16 protein-coding genes are annotated in these 16282 nt (G+C 31.5%); all 16 read right to left on the bottom strand.

All coding sequences use genetic code 11. The annotated features are described in order from the left end of the window. Positions 1-9: 9 nt before the first annotated feature. The 16 genes from ACQKN4_RS01140 to ACQKN4_RS01065 all read right to left on the bottom strand — a co-directional run bounded on the left by ACQKN4_RS01140 (position 10) and on the right by ACQKN4_RS01065 (position 16263). Positions 10-735, bottom strand: a complete 726-nt coding sequence (locus tag ACQKN4_RS01140) for an SDR family NAD(P)-dependent oxidoreductase (protein WP_427481792.1) — start codon at positions 733-735, stop codon at positions 10-12. Then, on the bottom strand, positions 732-1973 hold the full coding sequence (locus tag ACQKN4_RS01135) for an AMP-binding protein (RefSeq protein ID WP_427481791.1): 1242 nt from the start codon (positions 1971-1973) through the stop codon (positions 732-734). The genes ACQKN4_RS01140 and ACQKN4_RS01135 overlap by 4 nt, the downstream gene beginning before the upstream one ends. Before the next feature lies 1 nt (position 1974). After that, positions 1975-2199, bottom strand: a complete 225-nt coding sequence (locus tag ACQKN4_RS01130) for an acyl carrier protein (RefSeq protein ID WP_427481789.1) — start codon at positions 2197-2199, stop codon at positions 1975-1977. 19 nt (positions 2200-2218) lie between these two features. Beyond that, positions 2219-2755, bottom strand: coding sequence for a UDP-4-amino-4,6-dideoxy-N-acetyl-beta-L-altrosamine N-acetyltransferase (pseH, locus tag ACQKN4_RS01125; protein ID WP_427481787.1), 537 nt, complete (start codon positions 2753-2755; stop codon positions 2219-2221). Positions 2756-3294: 539 nt separating this feature from the next. Then, positions 3295-5163, bottom strand: a complete 1869-nt coding sequence (asnB, locus tag ACQKN4_RS01120) for an asparagine synthase (glutamine-hydrolyzing) (protein ID WP_427481785.1) — start codon at positions 5161-5163, stop codon at positions 3295-3297. A 27-nt stretch (positions 5164-5190) separates the two neighbouring features. Continuing rightward, positions 5191-6204: a hypothetical protein gene (locus ACQKN4_RS01115; protein ID WP_427481783.1), complete on the bottom strand. Its 1014-nt coding sequence runs from the start codon at positions 6202-6204 to the stop codon at positions 5191-5193. Between the two features lie 177 nt (positions 6205-6381). Then, complete coding sequence (locus ACQKN4_RS01110; protein ID WP_427481781.1) at positions 6382-6519, bottom strand: hypothetical protein; 138 nt, start codon at positions 6517-6519, stop codon at positions 6382-6384. 245 nt (positions 6520-6764) lie between these two features. Continuing rightward, positions 6765-7691, bottom strand: coding sequence for a methionyl-tRNA formyltransferase (locus ACQKN4_RS01105; protein ID WP_427481779.1), 927 nt, complete (start codon positions 7689-7691; stop codon positions 6765-6767). Next, a complete protein-coding gene (locus ACQKN4_RS01100) occupies positions 7666-8811 on the bottom strand; it encodes a DegT/DnrJ/EryC1/StrS family aminotransferase (RefSeq protein WP_427481777.1) in 1146 nt (381 codons plus the stop codon). Before ACQKN4_RS01100 ends, ACQKN4_RS01105 begins: the two co-directional genes overlap by 26 nt. After that, positions 8808-9782 carry an NAD-dependent epimerase/dehydratase family protein gene (locus ACQKN4_RS01095; RefSeq protein WP_427481775.1) on the bottom strand — a complete coding sequence of 325 codons (975 nt, stop codon included), beginning with the start codon at positions 9780-9782 and terminating at the stop codon, positions 8808-8810. The genes ACQKN4_RS01100 and ACQKN4_RS01095 overlap by 4 nt, the downstream gene beginning before the upstream one ends. Before the next feature lie 17 nt (positions 9783-9799). Further along, positions 9800-10921, bottom strand: a complete 1122-nt coding sequence (locus tag ACQKN4_RS01090) for a DegT/DnrJ/EryC1/StrS family aminotransferase (protein WP_427481774.1) — start codon at positions 10919-10921, stop codon at positions 9800-9802. A gap of 9 nt (positions 10922-10930) precedes the next feature. Continuing rightward, complete coding sequence (locus ACQKN4_RS01085; protein ID WP_427481772.1) at positions 10931-11491, bottom strand: DapH/DapD/GlmU-related protein; 561 nt, start codon at positions 11489-11491, stop codon at positions 10931-10933. After that, positions 11488-12564: a Gfo/Idh/MocA family protein gene (locus ACQKN4_RS01080; RefSeq protein ID WP_427481770.1), complete on the bottom strand. Its 1077-nt coding sequence runs from the start codon at positions 12562-12564 to the stop codon at positions 11488-11490. The genes ACQKN4_RS01085 and ACQKN4_RS01080 overlap by 4 nt, the downstream gene beginning before the upstream one ends. A gap of 12 nt (positions 12565-12576) precedes the next feature. Beyond that, complete coding sequence (locus ACQKN4_RS01075) at positions 12577-13890, bottom strand: nucleotide sugar dehydrogenase (RefSeq protein ID WP_427481768.1); 1314 nt, start codon at positions 13888-13890, stop codon at positions 12577-12579. Next, positions 13887-15119, bottom strand: a complete 1233-nt coding sequence (locus ACQKN4_RS01070; RefSeq protein WP_427481766.1) for a glycosyltransferase — start codon at positions 15117-15119, stop codon at positions 13887-13889. Before ACQKN4_RS01070 ends, ACQKN4_RS01075 begins: the two co-directional genes overlap by 4 nt. Before the next feature lie 10 nt (positions 15120-15129). Next, positions 15130-16263, bottom strand: a complete 1134-nt coding sequence (locus ACQKN4_RS01065) for a glycosyltransferase (RefSeq protein WP_427482137.1) — start codon at positions 16261-16263, stop codon at positions 15130-15132. Positions 16264-16282 lie beyond the last annotated feature (19 nt).

Here is a 16282-nt window from a genome sequence, read left to right as displayed (position 1 = left end):
ATCTTCTACCTAAATCGTTCCATTATCGACATGCACTACTGTTCCCGTAATAGACTTAGCTTGATCTGAGAGTAAAAATAGTACGGTACTTGCTACACTCGAAACATCCGTTTCCTTTTTTAAAGAGGTTCTTTGATAAATACGTGCCTTTTGATCGTCTGTCAATGTCGAACTCATTGATGTTTCCATAAAACCTGGTACAACACAATTAGAACGAATTCCTTTGCTTCCCCATTCTCTAGCCGTATTTTTTGAAAATGCCTCTATTGCTCCCTTTGATGCTGCGTACATGCTCAAACCTTTATATCCTGTATGAGCACTGATTGAAGAAATATGCACGATTGAACCCTGTGTTTTATGCAATAACATATCTCTGATTGCATATTTTGATAGATGCATTGCTGAAAATACGTTCACTTGGAACATTTGCTGCAATTGTTGCACATTTAAATTAGAAACAATGTCGTCATAAGCCATTGCTGAATTATTAACAAGCCCATGAATTGGTCCTATTTTACGAATCTTATCCATGTACAACTGCTTAATTCCATCTACATCTGTTAAATCATAAGAAAGTGCTTTGAAACGATTTGGGTATTTTGCTAACAGTTCATCTGCTGCTTCTTCGCTTGAACGACTAATACCGATTACACCAAAATCTGTTTCAGATAGGATTTGTTGAACAATCTCTCTTCCGACACCTCTTGAATCACCTGTTACAATAATCCATTTCATTTTCTAACCTTCTTTCCAGTTCGTGTAATCAGTAGCTCATCCACGAACTTAATAATGCGCGGTACTTTCCATGCTTGTAAATGAGTTGTAGCAAATTGCTTTATTTCTTTTTTTAACTCTTTTTCATCCAATTCCTCGTACTTAATTACATCTGCAACAAGCATTTCTCCCGTTACACTATTTTTTTTCGACTTCACTACAACATCTATGATGCCTGGTACTTGCATAAGTAGATTTTCAACCTCTATTGGATTTACTTTGTAGCCCCCTACATTGATCATATCCGATTGGCGCGATTGAAATTTAAAATGTGTTTCATCAATGGTTTCAACAAAATCGCCCGTTTGAAACCATTCATTTTCTAATGAGTGTGTCTTTCCAAGTAAAGTACGATGTATACATAATTCCCTCTGTGCAGTGATTTTTACCAATTGCTTATATTCTGGGCTAATTTCAAAAACATCACCTTTTGCCGCAAACAAGCTCCCAGCCTCTGTAGATGCATATACATTTGTTATTTTTGAATTAGGAAAAGCATTCTTGATTTTCTCTTCTAAAAGCAAATCAAATTTTTCCCCACCAAATGTAACTCTTTCCATTATTGGATATGTTGTTCCCTGTAGATATGGAAGGATATTACGATAAAATGTTGCCGTTGCTGAAATATGTGTAATTTGATACATTTCCATCAATATTTTTATATTACTCATAGACTTACCAAACATATAAATTAATGGATTTTGATTAAGAAATGCCTGAAAAAAAACTTGTATACCAGCCATATGTGTAGGGTTATATGCAAATGCCCAAACACAGTGTTCGAACTTTGCATGCACCTTTACATTTCTTGTCAGTGTATCGAAAGTATGGCCCATCTTTTTAGGACGTCCTGTTGTACCAGATGTATAGAGAGTTAGCATCCATTGCTCTATTTTGTAGATTCTCCGCATCACTTCATCCATATTTCGAAATTGAAGACGCTCATGTTTCAGTACTTTTGTTGTTAATAGATTTGTATCGACACCTAGTTCACTAATCTCTTTCTTCGAAAAATCCCCGTCTAATATTTCAAGTGGATAATCAAAAATCAAGCTATGAATAATCCCTAAAAAAACCTCATACGGATGGTTGTCTTTCACATATAAGTATGAATATCCTGCGTCCTTACTGTTCAAGTCCATTAACAATTGTTCATATGTATAAACGGTGTCATTATATACTAAAAAAATCTTATCCATATTATTTACCTTCAATTTTAGCTATAATTTCACCAACTGTTTGAACGATGCCGTCTTCAAAAATATCCACACTAAACTCACTTTCAATTCGAACTGTTAATTCTGCTAACATTAAAGAATCTAATACAAGATCCTCTCGTAAATCCATTGAGTCCTCTAAAGTCTCAAGTGGCGCACGCCCATCTTCTTCTCGCATTTCATTAATGATTAATAATAATTGGTCCATTGCTCATTCTCCATTCTTTTTACTCTTCAAATTCGCCTATATATTTCTGATATTTATTTAATTGTAGCCAATCTTCTTTTAATAGCTCTAATAAATTCAAATCCCTGTATGAACCATTCTTTAAAATATGATCTTTATACATTCCTACCAGTCGATAGCCATGAAATAAATTCAACTTAAGGACATTATCATTTCCTTCCATCACTTCTGCAGTGATTTTATGGAAGTCAAATTTCGAAAATATGTAATTATAAAAATATGGAGGAATAATACCACCGTATAATCGATATTTTTCCTCACCGATATAAAAGCCCCAACTTGTTCTTTTATTCACATAATCTATATTATTTAAAGAAATCACCCCTACAGGTTTTTCTTTTATTTCAATTACCCAATAAAAATCTGTTGTAGAATTTGAGATTTTTCTAAACCACTCTCTTTGTTTCTCCATATCTTTATCAATATCTGTATTCATAAATTGAGTAACATCTTCCTTAGTCCGCCACTCCAATACTTGCTCAAGATGTTCTTCTCTAAGTTTAATAAAACGAATCATTTAGAACCTCCTTTAATATCCGACGTATTGTCAAAAAATATATAATAAATCGCTAATAAAACTTTGAGTTCCATGCGTCTGCATAAAAAAAGCAAGCCACCCCTCTTAATTTGGTGTTTGATGTAGTTACGACACAACACCAACTATTAAAAAGGAAGTGACAAGCTTTATACCTCCAATTTTTAGTATGTTTATTCCAAATAATCAAGTACCAAAAACTAATTATTACTCAATTATTAATTATTTCTCTTGATCGAGCTGTTGAAGCACATCCGGAACAGCCTATAAATAAAGAATATCGCAAGTTAATTGTCGATGATTTTGGGGCTTATTTCAATTTCTTACGCCCACACAAGACTCACTTGAAGGCAAATATCCCAACGCTTGAAAAGATGCCTTATATGCCTGCATGATGGACAAAATTATTGGCTCTCGCACAAGCTGAATTTGCCGAATAATCCGCCTACTTTTTCCCCTTCGCCCCCAAAACTAGGTGCAAACCTTTTCGACTGTTTTTCAAGAGCGCTTGTGCTAAAAACTTAATCTAATTCACATGAAAATGTCTCCACCCAAATTTTAAAACAAATAATTCTCCAAACTAAAAAGTTAAAAGGCTTTTCACCATTTAATATTTTTTGGACTTCTAAAATTATATCTTCGTTTAAAATACCGTGAGATATTTCAACAGCTTTCTTGACAATCTCTATTACTTCTTCTTTTGACTCTTTTTTAAACCAAATCTCCTCAGGAGTAACAAATCCCATTTTATCGTTTCGATTTCGTATCTGCTCCGGTAAAATATCGTACATTGCATCTCTAAAAACTGCTTTTGTAATACCATTATTAATTTTAAATGAAGCAGGTAAACTTAGAATAAATTCAACTAAACGATAATCTAAAAAAGGAAACCTAGATTCCACTGAATGGGCCATAGAGTTACGATCTGCATACTGTAACAATTCGGGTAAATTAGTACTAAATAATTGTGCATATGACAGTTCATTTACAGTAATAACTTTTCCACCCAACTGAAGATACGGATCTTTATGTTTAACACCCAGTTTTTCTAAATCCAACCATACAGGAGACGGGTAATAAATTTCCACGTTTTCAGTAAGTTGAGGATTAATAATTTCATTAAACTTTTTTACGACTAAGTCTCTGCTTACATTATGAATATTGTTCAATGCATCAACTTCGCTTAATAATTTATCTAAACTGCCATCTTTAATAAGTCCAACTAAATGTGCTCCAAAATACGTTCCATAACCTGCTAACAATTCATCTGCACCTTGTCCATCAAGAACTACTTTATTTTCCTTACCAACCATTTTGAAAACTTCCCAGCTAGCATAAATGCTAGTCGATCCAAAAGGCTCATCTTGATGCCATATTAGACTATCCATTGACTCTAATAAATTCTTTAACGTTGGAAACGTATAATTTGGCTTCGCCTTTGTTTCATTCAATACAAATTGAATGTATTCACTTTCATCATATTTTTTTTCATGGGCACAAGCAGAGTAAGTTTGAAATTTTTCTTTTAACAGATGCTTATCTGCTGCACACACAATAGAAGACGAATCTATTCCACCTGAAAGTAAAAAAGCTGCTTCAACATCAGCTCTCAATCGTAATTGAATTGATTCAATAAACAAATCCTTTATCTTTGCTTTTGCCTCTTCATATGTTCCTTTAAAATTCTCTTCAGGAGGATAGTACCATTTTTTGATTTCTAAATTCTCTTTATCCATGCTCTCATTATTTAAATCTAATATTAAAAAATGTCCACCCTTTAATTGATAAACATTTTTAAACATAGTTTCATTCGTATGATTGAATAGTCCCCAATACAAATAATCATATGTACGGGAACCATTAATTAAGGACTTCCATCCTGGTAATACAGTAAATTGTTTTATCTCAGATGCAAATCCTAACATTCCATCTTCAGAAAACCAATAATATAATGGTTTTACACCAAATCGATCTCTACTAGCAAATATTCTATTTCTCTTTACATCGTAGATAACAAATGCCCACATCCCATTAAATCGATGTAGACATTCCTCTCCCCATTCACAATATGCAGCTAGAATAACCTCTGTATCTGAATGTGTCGAAAATTTATAACCCTTATCTAATAATTCTTCTCTGATTTCTATGTAATTATATATTTCACCATTAAAAGTTATCCAATATTCTTTATTATGATAACTCATTGGTTGATGACCTAAACTGCTTAACTCAATAATAGATAGTCGCCTATGTCCAAACCATAATGAGCCATTAAGAAAATTCTCATAACCTTTTCCATCAGGTCCTCGATGAGCAATAACATCTGTCATTGCTTCAATAATATCTCTATTTATTTTGTTTATAGAATATAGAGCAGAAATACCACACATAAGATATTAATCCCTTCAAAATTAAAATTAGTATTTAGAATATATCTTTTTCAACTTTCTTGCTACAACTTTAATATCATGTACTTCTTCAGCATATTTCCTACTACGCGTACCAAGTTCATATCTTTCTTCAGGTGAAGTTTCTATCCAATATTTTAGGACATTCTCAATACTATCTGGACTTGCATTAATAATCGGGAATCCTTTTGGATAGCCCTCTAAATGTTCATCTAAAATATAACAAATCACTGGTTTACCTAGGGCCATAGCCTCACAAGTAAATACCCCGTGTGACCCACCACATAATTGATCAATAATTATATCTGCTTGTTTATATAAATCAATTGCCTCATTATGTGATTTATTTTCTATTAGAATAAACTTAAATTTATAGCCCTTACTCTTCAAATTTTCAATTGCTTTAAGCACATATTTTGTACCTTTAAATGCTTGTTGACTAGGGGCATGAGCTATTATCAGTTCTTTTTTTTCCTCAAGATTTGGATAAACAGGTTGCAGAAAACCCGTATCAACTCTTTGTCCAATTATATGAATTTTATCAAAATATGGTGCCAAAAAATCATTAAAAGTGTGATCACTAAAAATTGCTACTCCATTAGTAAATTCTGACCATCTTTTCATTCTTTCAATATTTTCATGTTCATTTTCTTTATAACTATTTATGTAGTATTTATTCCTCTTACTTTCAATTGAAGGTATTCTAACTTCACTTCCCCAAAACTCAACAAATACTTTTTTATTTTCTTTTAGAAAAAATTCAACATCTTCATAGTCATGAAGGATAGGTGTACCATAACTATAATGAATAACATCATAATTTTCATTTATAAAATTCAATTTATCTCTTCTACTTTGTCTTCTTTTTTCTTGACTTTCGAAAAATTCAAAGTAAAAATCATTTTGATATCCAAAGGGATGTTTATATACTAAACTATCCGAATTGATTCCAATTTCTCTTAATCCCTTTACAGACAATCCTAATTGACCAGCTATTTCCATAGGTGTATGAATTACTTTCATAAATAGAAGCTCCTATATATTTTTAAAATTGTTTATGACTGTACTTTAAAGAATATAATTGTTCAAATAATCTTTAATGGTAAGTAAGTATACTTAGTGTCCTAATTGATTAGGGTGTATACAGTCATTCAAATATCGTATTACATTAATGGAGTTGCTGAATTTACATTTATATAATCATTGTATTTTCCCGTATAACTCATCAGTAAACCTTTTTACATTTTCCGACGGAATTCTGAGGTTTATTTTATATTTTCCCCAATCATTCACTCCTTGCCACACCATGACAATCTCCTTCATTAATTTATTTTCCATTCAATTATTCTCCCATAAATGCTTATTTAACATTTTATCAAAAGCCGTTCTAAAATTTAAATCATCAAACTTATTTAACATTTTATCAAAAGCCGTTCTAAAATTTAAATCATCAAACTTATTTATCATTAAGCTTAATTTTTTTAGAACCAATTAAAAGCTTTTTCCAGCTAAGATACTTTTTTAATATTCGAGTTTTAATTCCCCATAACAAGATATTTTACATTTAGTTATTTTATCAAGAATTATAATATTCTCGATTTTATGGATTTGAACACATTTACAGGCGACATTTCACTCCCATTTATATAGATTTGTAAAATTTCAATAACTTCATTATCTCCTACGCCTACCAGGATACTTCCTTGTTCTTTATTAATTCTCACCACTTGCCCTGGCACACTATACCACACATCCGATACCATTTTAGCTTTCAAAACTCTAATTTTAGTTTCATCTTCTAAAAAGGCAAACGCCCCTGGATAAGGGAATGTTTGAGCTCTTACAAAATTATATATACTTCTAGCTGGCTTATACCAATTTATTTTTCCGAATTCCTCAATTCTATTTGAACAATATGTAGCTTCCATTTCATTTTGAAAATTCACCTCCATTTTACCATCAATTATTTTAGGAAGATTATTTTCTAGCTGTGTAAGCATAATATTATTACATTTTTCTACTAAGCTATTAATATCATCAATTTCTTCTATGCTTATTTTAGTTTGCTCAATAATAGGACCATTATCAATCTCATCTCTAAAACAAAACATTGTGACACCAGTTTCTTTTTCATTATTTATTATTGCCCACACTAAAGGCGAGCCTCCACGGTACTTCGGAAGTAGAGAATAGTGGAAACCTATGATTTCCTTTTTAACAAAATTTAAGACATCTCTACTTATTATCCAATACCATCCAACTACAATAACGTAATCTGGTATATCGCTTCTTTGTTTAAATTTCAATTCAAATTCTTTATTAGTACTTACAGCTAAAAATTCTATTTGATTTTCTTTACATAAATCTATAATCTCTTGAAATTTTGTTCTTTTATCATTTCTATCATCAATGGTATATACTCTATTTAACACTTTTTTATCGTGATCAATAATGTATTTTAAACACTCTAAACCAAAGCTTTTACTAATTAATAAGACTATTTCCGTCATAATCTCCCGCCTTAATTACACCTGCTAAGGAAAGACATATATATTTTATGTCAGCAGCGTTCATTGTATTATCTAAAGGTAACACTAGTCCTTTTTTGGCTAAAATTTCTGAATTACTATTTTTCAAATAGTCATTTTTATATTTTTTATTAAAATAACTCAATTTAGAAATAGCTTGTGCACCTTGACCTGCCTCGATTTTGCTATTGTATAACTTCTCTATGAGAAAGCTTCTGTTTAACTTATCATTAAGGATAATCATAAAGCTCTGCCATGCATGACCCTCAATAGTTCTTGGTAACTTGATACTCTCAATATTTGATAATTCATTAAAATAATTATCAACAAGTAGAGATCTTTTTACCAAATTCCCTTGAAATGTTTTTAATTGGGAAATACCGAGAATAGCTTGAAAATCAGTCATTCGATAATTATATCCCGGCATATCAACGTCAATTAATCCATTTTCATCACGTTTTAGACCATGGTTTCTTAATAACTCTACTTTCCTGGCTAACTTTTCATTATTAGTAATTAACGCTCCACCTTCACCAGTAGTAATCGATTTTCTAGGATGAAATGAAAAGCAACCTATATCACCAAAAGTTCCTACATGTTGCTCATTATGATACGCTCCTAAAGCACACGCCGCGTCCTCTATAACATAGAGATTGTATTTTTTTGCAATAGCCATAATTCTAGTCATATCTGCTGGAGCACCAAACTCATGTACAACAATAATTGCTTTTAGCTGTTCTTTATAATTATAATTGGAAATTGTCTCCTCTAATTTATCAGGACACATATTATAGGAAGATGAATCAACATCAACTAATACAGTTCTCGCCTTTTGAATTTCAACTACATTTGCAGTCGCTACAAACGTAAAATCAGGTACAAGAACCGCATCCCCTTGCCCAATCTCTAATGCCTCTAATGCCAAATGTAACGCAGCTGTTCCACTTGAAACAGCAGATACATAATCCACATTAATGTATTTTTTTAATTCTGTTTCAAACTCTAGAACTTTTTCACCTTGTACTAACATACCTGATTCTAAAACTTTACAAACTTCTTGCATTGCTTCTTTAGTTATATTTGGTCGAGATAATTTAATCATACTAAAACACCTTCAAAGAACTTTGCTGTATTTGTTATCCCATGCTCTAAATCGACTTTTGCTTCAAATCCTAATAATTCTCTTGCCTTATCAACCTTCGGAATACGTAATTCAATATCAGCGGAAGTCTTTGGAACAAATTTAATTTCAGATTTTGAATTTAAAACCCGAACAATCGTACTAGCTAATCCATAAATAGTTGTTACTGCTTTGGCATTCCCTATATTAAATGATTCTCCAATAGCACTATCATATACTAATGTTCGAATCACACCCTCAACCATATCATCTACATAGCACCATGCTCTAATTTGGCTTCCATCTCCATGTATTTGAATATCTTTATTCTGTAAAGCATTTTCAATAAAGGCTTTTAAGGCTCCCTCACCCACTTGGTTAGGTCCATAAACGTTAAATGGTCTTACAGTTACTGTAGGTAATCCATATTGTTTATAGTATGCATACGCCATATGTTCCTCAGCTAATTTACTAACTGCATAAGTCCATCTTGCTTCACCGACTGCACCTAAGACTGTAGGTGTAATTTCTTCTGATTTAAAAGCAACTTGACCGAATACTTCACTTGTACTAAAACAAACGACTCTTTTACAATTTTCTAATGTATTTGCGGCTTCTAACAGATTAGCTGAACCAATCATATTCACTTGCATTGTTTTCACTGGATTTTTCACTACTGTATCTATTCCAGCAATTCCAGCACAGTGGATTACATATTCAGAGCCCTGGATGCTTTGTGTTAAGAATTCTAAATCAAGTATATCCCCTTCTATTAATGTTAAATTGGGGTGATCTAGTAATTCTGTATTTTTAATAGCATTTCTTGCAAAAGAATCATAAATAACTACTTTATTGTCCTGTAGCAACACTTTTGCTAAAGTTGAACCTATAAAACCTGCACCACCAGTGATAAAAATCCGTTTACCCTTAATTTTTTTTAATAATTCTTTCATGAATACTTGCCAACTTTCTATTTCAGCATCAGCTGTATATTTTTTAATATTTCATGTAGATTTTCATCTTTTAAATATGGATGCATTGGTAATGACAAAACTCTATCAGTTAAGTTATCTGTTTCATACTCTTTCATTTTGTTAATAAACACTGTTTGTTCACTTATTTTTTTTGAATAATAAACCATTGTAGGTATTTCTAGGGCTTTCAAAAAGTCTTGTAGCTTTTCTCGCTCTTCTTTATTGTGCAATTTAACTGTATATTGTGCATAACTTGAATAATAACCTTCAGGAATATATGGAGTTTCAACAATTCCATTTAATTCTCTATTATATATAGAAGCAATTTTATTTACATCTTCCACTTCGTGTTCTATAAACGCTTTTAATTTTACTCGTAAAATAGCAGCTTGAATGGTATCAAGTCTAGAATTCATCCCAATACGGACATTATCATATTTATCTTTCCCTTTACCATGTACCTTTAAAGAATTTAATAACTCTGCCAACTCATCATCATTTGTGAATATAGCCCCACCATCTCCGTAGCATCCTAATGGCTTAGCAGGGAAAAATGACGTAGTGGCGGCATGTCCAAAACTACATGCACGCTTTCCATTAATATGTCCACCAAATCCTTGTGCTCCATCCTCTAAAACAAGTAATTCATATTTCAACCCAATTTGCTCAATCTCAGGATAATTTGCAGGCAAACCAAATAAATCTACGGGAATAATCACTTTAGGATTTAATTTCCCTTCTGAAATTACTTCCTTAATAGCTTTTTCTAATTTTTGTGGGTCCATATTAAATGTTCTTTCATCTACTTCTATAAAAATTGGTGTCGCTTTTGCATAAGCTACTACTTCTGCTGTTGCAAAAAAGGTGAAATCAGGTACAAACACTGCATCTCCTTCACCAATTCCCCAAGCCAGTAAAACAAGTGTTAATGCGTCTGTACCATTAGCACATGTAATACAATGCTTCACACCAACATAATCAGCCAGTTCTTTTTCTAATACTTTTACCGGCTCTCCCCCAACAAAAGTACCACTTTTTAATACATCAGCAATTGCTTGATCTATTTCACTTTTATAAGTTTGATATTGCCTTTTTAAATCTCGAAATTCTATTGTCATATAATCACCTTAGATTTCAACTAAATCTTCTTCTTTTATGCTATATTTTCTATTGCAATTAGTACACACCAGTGAAGAGTCTAATTGAGTACCACATTCACAAATCCAACCTTTTTGTTTTGCTGGTAATCCAACCATTAATGCATAGTTTGGGACATCTTTTGTAACAACAGCTCCAGCTGCGATCATTGCATTCTTTCCAATTGTAATACCACATACAATTGTCGAATTTGCTCCCAAAGAAGCACCTTCTTTTACTAACGTTTTCACATATTTTGATGAACCTTTTGGATATTTACTTCTTGGATTTAAATCATTAGTAAACACGACTGACGGACCACAAAAAACATTATCTTCCAACGTTACACCTTCGTAGACAGAAACATTATTTTGAATTTTTACTCCATTTCCTATCTGTACATTACAAGCAATATTTACATTTTGACCAATAACGCATTTTTCCCCAATATTCGAATACGATTGAATATGTGAAAAATGCCAAATTTTTGTCCCTTCACCTATAGTAACATCATTATCAATATATGAACTTTCATGCACTGAATAATTCACCTTGTTACCTCACCTTCTGCACAATCTAAAGTTGAATAATTTATCAAAGGCAACTTTATAGTTTGTTTAGAATTAGATGATTTATAAATTGCCAATACAAGCTCTAATGCATTTCTTCCATCTTTAGCTGTTACATATGGCTGTCTATCTTGCTCAATTGCTTCTATAACATCTGTATATAACAAGTAATGGCCAAAACCATAAATATTGGGTGGATTTTCTTTATAGTTTTCTTTTATATTTTCCGGATTATCAATTTCATCCGAAAAATTCCACTCCTCTATTAAATTAACAGACTTTCCACCAACCTTAACTGTTCCCTTTTCACCAAATATATAAAGAGTCTCTTCTAAGTTATTAGGATATATATTCGTTGTTCCCTCAATAATACCGTAGCTACCATTTTTAAATCGGATAAGAGCTAAACCCAAATCTTCTGCCTCAATATAGCCATGCATTAAAGTATCTGTCATACCTACAACCTCGACTATTTCATCTCCCATCATCCATCGAAGTAAATCGATATTATGTATACATTGATTCATAAGCGCACCACCATCATGCTCCCATGTTCCACGCCAAGGTGCTTGCTTATAATAATCTTCACCACGATTCCAACGAATATGCGCAGCGCCATGTAAAAGTTTTCCAAACCTACCCTGTTCCATAGCTTCGCGAGTCTTTTGTATAGATTTATTAAATCTATTTTGATGACATGCACTGACTTTCAAATTTTTTTCTTGTGCTTTTTCAATTATTAAATCAGCTTCTTTTAATGAAAGTGCAATTGGCTTTTCAATAATTAAATGGCAATTGTAGTCAAGACATTTCATTGCAATTTGACCATGAGAACCACTTTCTGTACATATTGCTACTAATTGTGGGGTTTGTTCAATTAACATCTGTTCATAATTTGTATACTTTTTCGCATTTGAAAGGTTAAATTTCTCAATTGTCTCGTCCATCTTTGACTCAATCAAATCACAAATTGCTACAATATCAATTTCGTTTTTTAATGCTGCAGCAATATGATTTGGAGAAATTCTTCCACAGCCAATTATTGCATATTTCATTTAACTATCCCCTTACATTAGTTCAATATTTTTACGGTTTAATACATGTTTCATTGCATTTTTTGTGTCAAAAATAAACTTGGAATTTTCTTGAACAAAGTTATAATCTATGTTTGAATGTGCTGTAGTAATAATTACAAGATCCTGACACTGTAATAATTCTATAGATAATTCTTGTACAGATTTATGTTCTACACTATTCAAATTAAAAGATTCAACATATGGGTCGAAATAATTCACTATCGAACCATGCTTTTCAAGTTCTTCGACCACTTTTAATGCAGGGCTTTCACGATAATCCGATATATCCCCCTTGTAAGCGACACCTAATAACAAGATCTTTGAGTCTGCAAGTGGTTTTTTAAATTTATTTAGTATTTTACTCATACGCTCTACACAGTATTCTGGCATTTTATGGTTTATTGTCATTGAAGCTTCTATTAATGTTGTATGAAAATTATATTCTTTAGCTTTCCATGAAAGATAATAAGGATCTAGTGGAATACAATGCCCTCCGACACCTGGACCAGGATAAAAAGCTTGAAAACCATAAGGCTTTGTTTTAGCTGCATCAATTACTTCCCAAATATCTATATTCATTTTTTCACATAACATCGCTAGCTCATTAACTACAGCAATATTGACATTTCGATAAATATTTTCTAAAACTTTCTCCATTTCTCCTACTGCCGGACTTGAAACAATATGTACATCACTTTCTAAAACCGTTTTATATACAGTCGCAATTACTTCAGCAGCTTCTTCTCCCACTGCTCCTACAACTTTCGGTGTATTTTTTGTTTTATATATTAAATTACCAGGGTCAACTCGTTCTGGAGAAAAACCTAAATAAAAATCTTTTCCGCAGATAAGGTCGGAACCTTCTTCTAGAATAGGTTTTAATACTTCTTCTGTTGTACCAGGATATGTTGTTGATTCTAAGACAACAATAGTTTCAGGTTTTAAATGCTTGGCTATTGATTTTGCAGAATTTACTACATAACTGATGTCTGGCTCTTGGTGAGAATTTAAAGGAGTTGGAACACAGATTGCTATAAAATCCACGTCTTTAATACAGGTAAAATCATTTGTTGCTGTAAGCATTTTATTTTCAACAAGCTGCTTTAAATCCTCATCAACAACATCTCCAATATAATTAACACCTTGATTTACCATATCAACTCTATCTTGTAAAATATCGAAACCAATTGTTCTAAATCCTGCCTTTGCTTTTTCAACTGCCAAAGGTAGTCCAACATATCCCAAACCTATAACTGCTATTTTAAAATCTCGAGATTTTATCTTTTTTAACATTAATTCTTTCATAAAGTGTCTCCTACTAAATTTATACTATTGAATACATTTTCCAGTTGTTTTGTCTGAAATTCTCTAGAATATTTATCATAAGAAATTAAATATTCTTCTTTAACACCATTTTTTTCATTCTTCAATAACTTCGAAAAACCCCCAAGTATTTCATGAATTGAAGAACTATGGTTCACTACAATAGAATCTTTATAAGGTTTTAAAAACTCTTTCACAAAATTATTTTCATCGTTTACTATCGAGAAAATTGGACGTTTTGCAGCCACTAAATTATATAGTTTACTAGTTCCCCCAACTTCAAGGTTGTTAATAAGTAAATTAATAGTAGCAGCATGATTCATTCGAATTGCTTCTAGATAATTTATATATCCACCATATTCTATAAAATCAAATTCAAATAATAACTTGAATTTTTCTGTTATTCCATCACCGAAAATTAAAAATTTAAGTTTTATTTCATCTTTATTTATTTCTTTTAAAGCATTTATAATTTTTTCAAAGTAGCTGTAATATGCAGGATATATTTTCCCACACCATACTAAAGTTTTTGCAGATTCATAATATGGTTCTACCTCTTTACAGTTATAGTCATCGTAATCAAAACCATTCTCTATAACATGTATGTTTTCTAAACCTGCTCCCATTTGCAAAAGCATGCTCTTTAACTCATTATTCACAGTTACTAAACTATCAGCATTTTCAATTACTTTCTTTTCAAATAATTCATTTATCATTCTTCCTTCTAATGTTCTAAACTTATTATTTTCATTTTTCCTTGTCCATCCATCTCTATAGTCTACTATTAGAGGGATTTGAGTAATTTGTTTTAACAACGTACCCACAATTCCTAACGTATATGGTGGAATTGTTACAAATATTAAATCTATCTTTTTAGAATTAATTATTTCTAATGATTTAAATAGAAAATGCATTAATGATCCCACCGGTGCTTCTGGTGTTTGCACTTCATAAAAATATTTTAAATATTCCTCATTTGATTTCGCTGTTGGTTCAAGCGTATTAACATAATGAATTTCTAAGTCTTCTGGAACATCTTTCAACAAACTATTATCTCTAGGTCTTTCAGGATAAATATCTGGATTTAAAGTAACAACAATTGGATTCCAATTTTTATTTTTCTTTAAATATTTAACAAATTTCAACGGTCTAAAAACACCGCTATCTGTATATGGTGGGAAATAATATGTTAAAAAAAGCACATTTTTCATAAAGTTCTCCTTATTTATATTGCAACAAATTTTCTCTTAATTCCCTCAGTGTAAACTTATACTCTTGCTTGGAGTTAAATTCTTTTAATTTCATCAAATTTTGTTTTGCATCAAAATACCCTGGATTATATTCTAATGCAGTTTCAAATAATTTTTGCGCCATTTCATAGTTGTTTTTTTGCGCTTGAATTATGCCTAAATTATTTAAAGAAGCACCATGTTTAGGATTTACTTTTAAAATATTTTTATATAATTCTTCTGCTTCACAATAATTGTTAAAATGTAATTCTACTAAAGCTTTTAAAAATAACTCAGATATGCTCGTATTTTCATTATTTAAATTCCCCGCGCTTTTTTTTGCTTCATTCCATCTATTAAATCTTATTTGAAAATCTAAAAGGTAATTTACTTTTTCTTTCGATGCTACATTTTTTTCAATTGACTCTTTAATAAAATGATAATTATATTTTTTTAATAAAGTTTTTTCTCCAGTATCTGTTGTCCCAATATTTGATGTTAAATTATTTGCATGTCTTCTAATATAAGTTAAAGGTTGGTTTATATATTCTATATTCCTCCCACTTAATAATAGCCTTAACCAAAAGTCCACATCTTCTACATATTTTATTGATTCATCAAACCCCTTTAATTTTAAAAAATCACTTCTCTTTACCAAACTACCTGATGGTGAAATAATCGGGTTACGTTTAATCATCTCTAAGAACCCTATTACCCCATTTAATGTTTGACCTGTATTTAAGCCTGTCAGTTTTTTACCATGTGAATCAATTTGCTGAAATTGACAATAAATCGCTGAAAATTCTTTATTTATATTAGCTTCATATATTTCTAATAGTTCTGAATCACATTTGTCATCTGCATCTAAAAAGAATAACCAATCAGTCTTAGCTTTTGTTGCTCCAAAATTGCGCGCTGCCGAAGCTCCTGAGTTTTTTTGGGAATACATGTATATACATTCTGTTTCTACCTGTAATTTCCTAACAATATCTAATGTCTTATCAACACTTCCATCATCAATGACAATAATCTCTTTACACTTTTTAGTTTGGTTAAGAACACTTTCTATTGTTTCCTGAATATACTCTTCAGCATTATATGCGGGTATTATCACAGATACTTCCATCACATACCTCAACTACTTT

Source organism: Lysinibacillus sp. NPDC093692, from assembly GCF_050280125.1.
In the GTDB taxonomy this organism is placed as follows: domain Bacteria; phylum Bacillota; class Bacilli; order Bacillales_A; family Planococcaceae; genus Lysinibacillus.
This window is presented reverse-complemented; position numbering and strand designations above follow the sequence as displayed.

Bases quoted from the DNA above. Each gene is read 5' to 3' on its own strand.
- ACQKN4_RS01140 (WP_427481792.1), bottom strand. From the start codon at position 735: ATGAAATGGATTATTGTAACAGGTGATTCAAGAGGTGTCGGAAGAGAG.
- ACQKN4_RS01135 (WP_427481791.1), bottom strand. From the start codon at position 1,973: ATGGATAAGATTTTTTTAGTATATAATGACACCGTTTATACATATGAA.
- ACQKN4_RS01130 (WP_427481789.1), bottom strand. From the start codon at position 2,199: ATGGACCAATTATTATTAATCATTAATGAAATGCGAGAAGAAGATGGG.
- pseH (WP_427481787.1), bottom strand. From the start codon at position 2,755: ATGATTCGTTTTATTAAACTTAGAGAAGAACATCTTGAGCAAGTATTG.
- asnB (WP_427481785.1), bottom strand. From the start codon at position 5,163: ATGTGTGGTATTTCTGCTCTATATTCTATAAACAAAATAAATAGAGAT.
- ACQKN4_RS01115 (WP_427481783.1), bottom strand. From the start codon at position 6,204: ATGAAAGTAATTCATACACCTATGGAAATAGCTGGTCAATTAGGATTG.
- ACQKN4_RS01110 (WP_427481781.1), bottom strand. From the start codon at position 6,519: ATGGAAAATAAATTAATGAAGGAGATTGTCATGGTGTGGCAAGGAGTG.
- ACQKN4_RS01105 (WP_427481779.1), bottom strand. From the start codon at position 7,691: ATGACGGAAATAGTCTTATTAATTAGTAAAAGCTTTGGTTTAGAGTGT.
- ACQKN4_RS01100 (WP_427481777.1), bottom strand. From the start codon at position 8,811: ATGATTAAATTATCTCGACCAAATATAACTAAAGAAGCAATGCAAGAA.
- ACQKN4_RS01095 (WP_427481775.1), bottom strand. From the start codon at position 9,782: ATGAAAGAATTATTAAAAAAAATTAAGGGTAAACGGATTTTTATCACT.
- ACQKN4_RS01090 (WP_427481774.1), bottom strand. From the start codon at position 10,921: ATGACAATAGAATTTCGAGATTTAAAAAGGCAATATCAAACTTATAAA.
- ACQKN4_RS01080 (WP_427481770.1), bottom strand. From the start codon at position 12,564: ATGAAATATGCAATAATTGGCTGTGGAAGAATTTCTCCAAATCATATT.
- ACQKN4_RS01075 (WP_427481768.1), bottom strand. From the start codon at position 13,890: ATGAAAGAATTAATGTTAAAAAAGATAAAATCTCGAGATTTTAAAATA.
- ACQKN4_RS01070 (WP_427481766.1), bottom strand. From the start codon at position 15,119: ATGAAAAATGTGCTTTTTTTAACATATTATTTCCCACCATATACAGAT.
- ACQKN4_RS01065 (WP_427482137.1), bottom strand. From the start codon at position 16,263: ATGGAAGTATCTGTGATAATACCCGCATATAATGCTGAAGAGTATATT.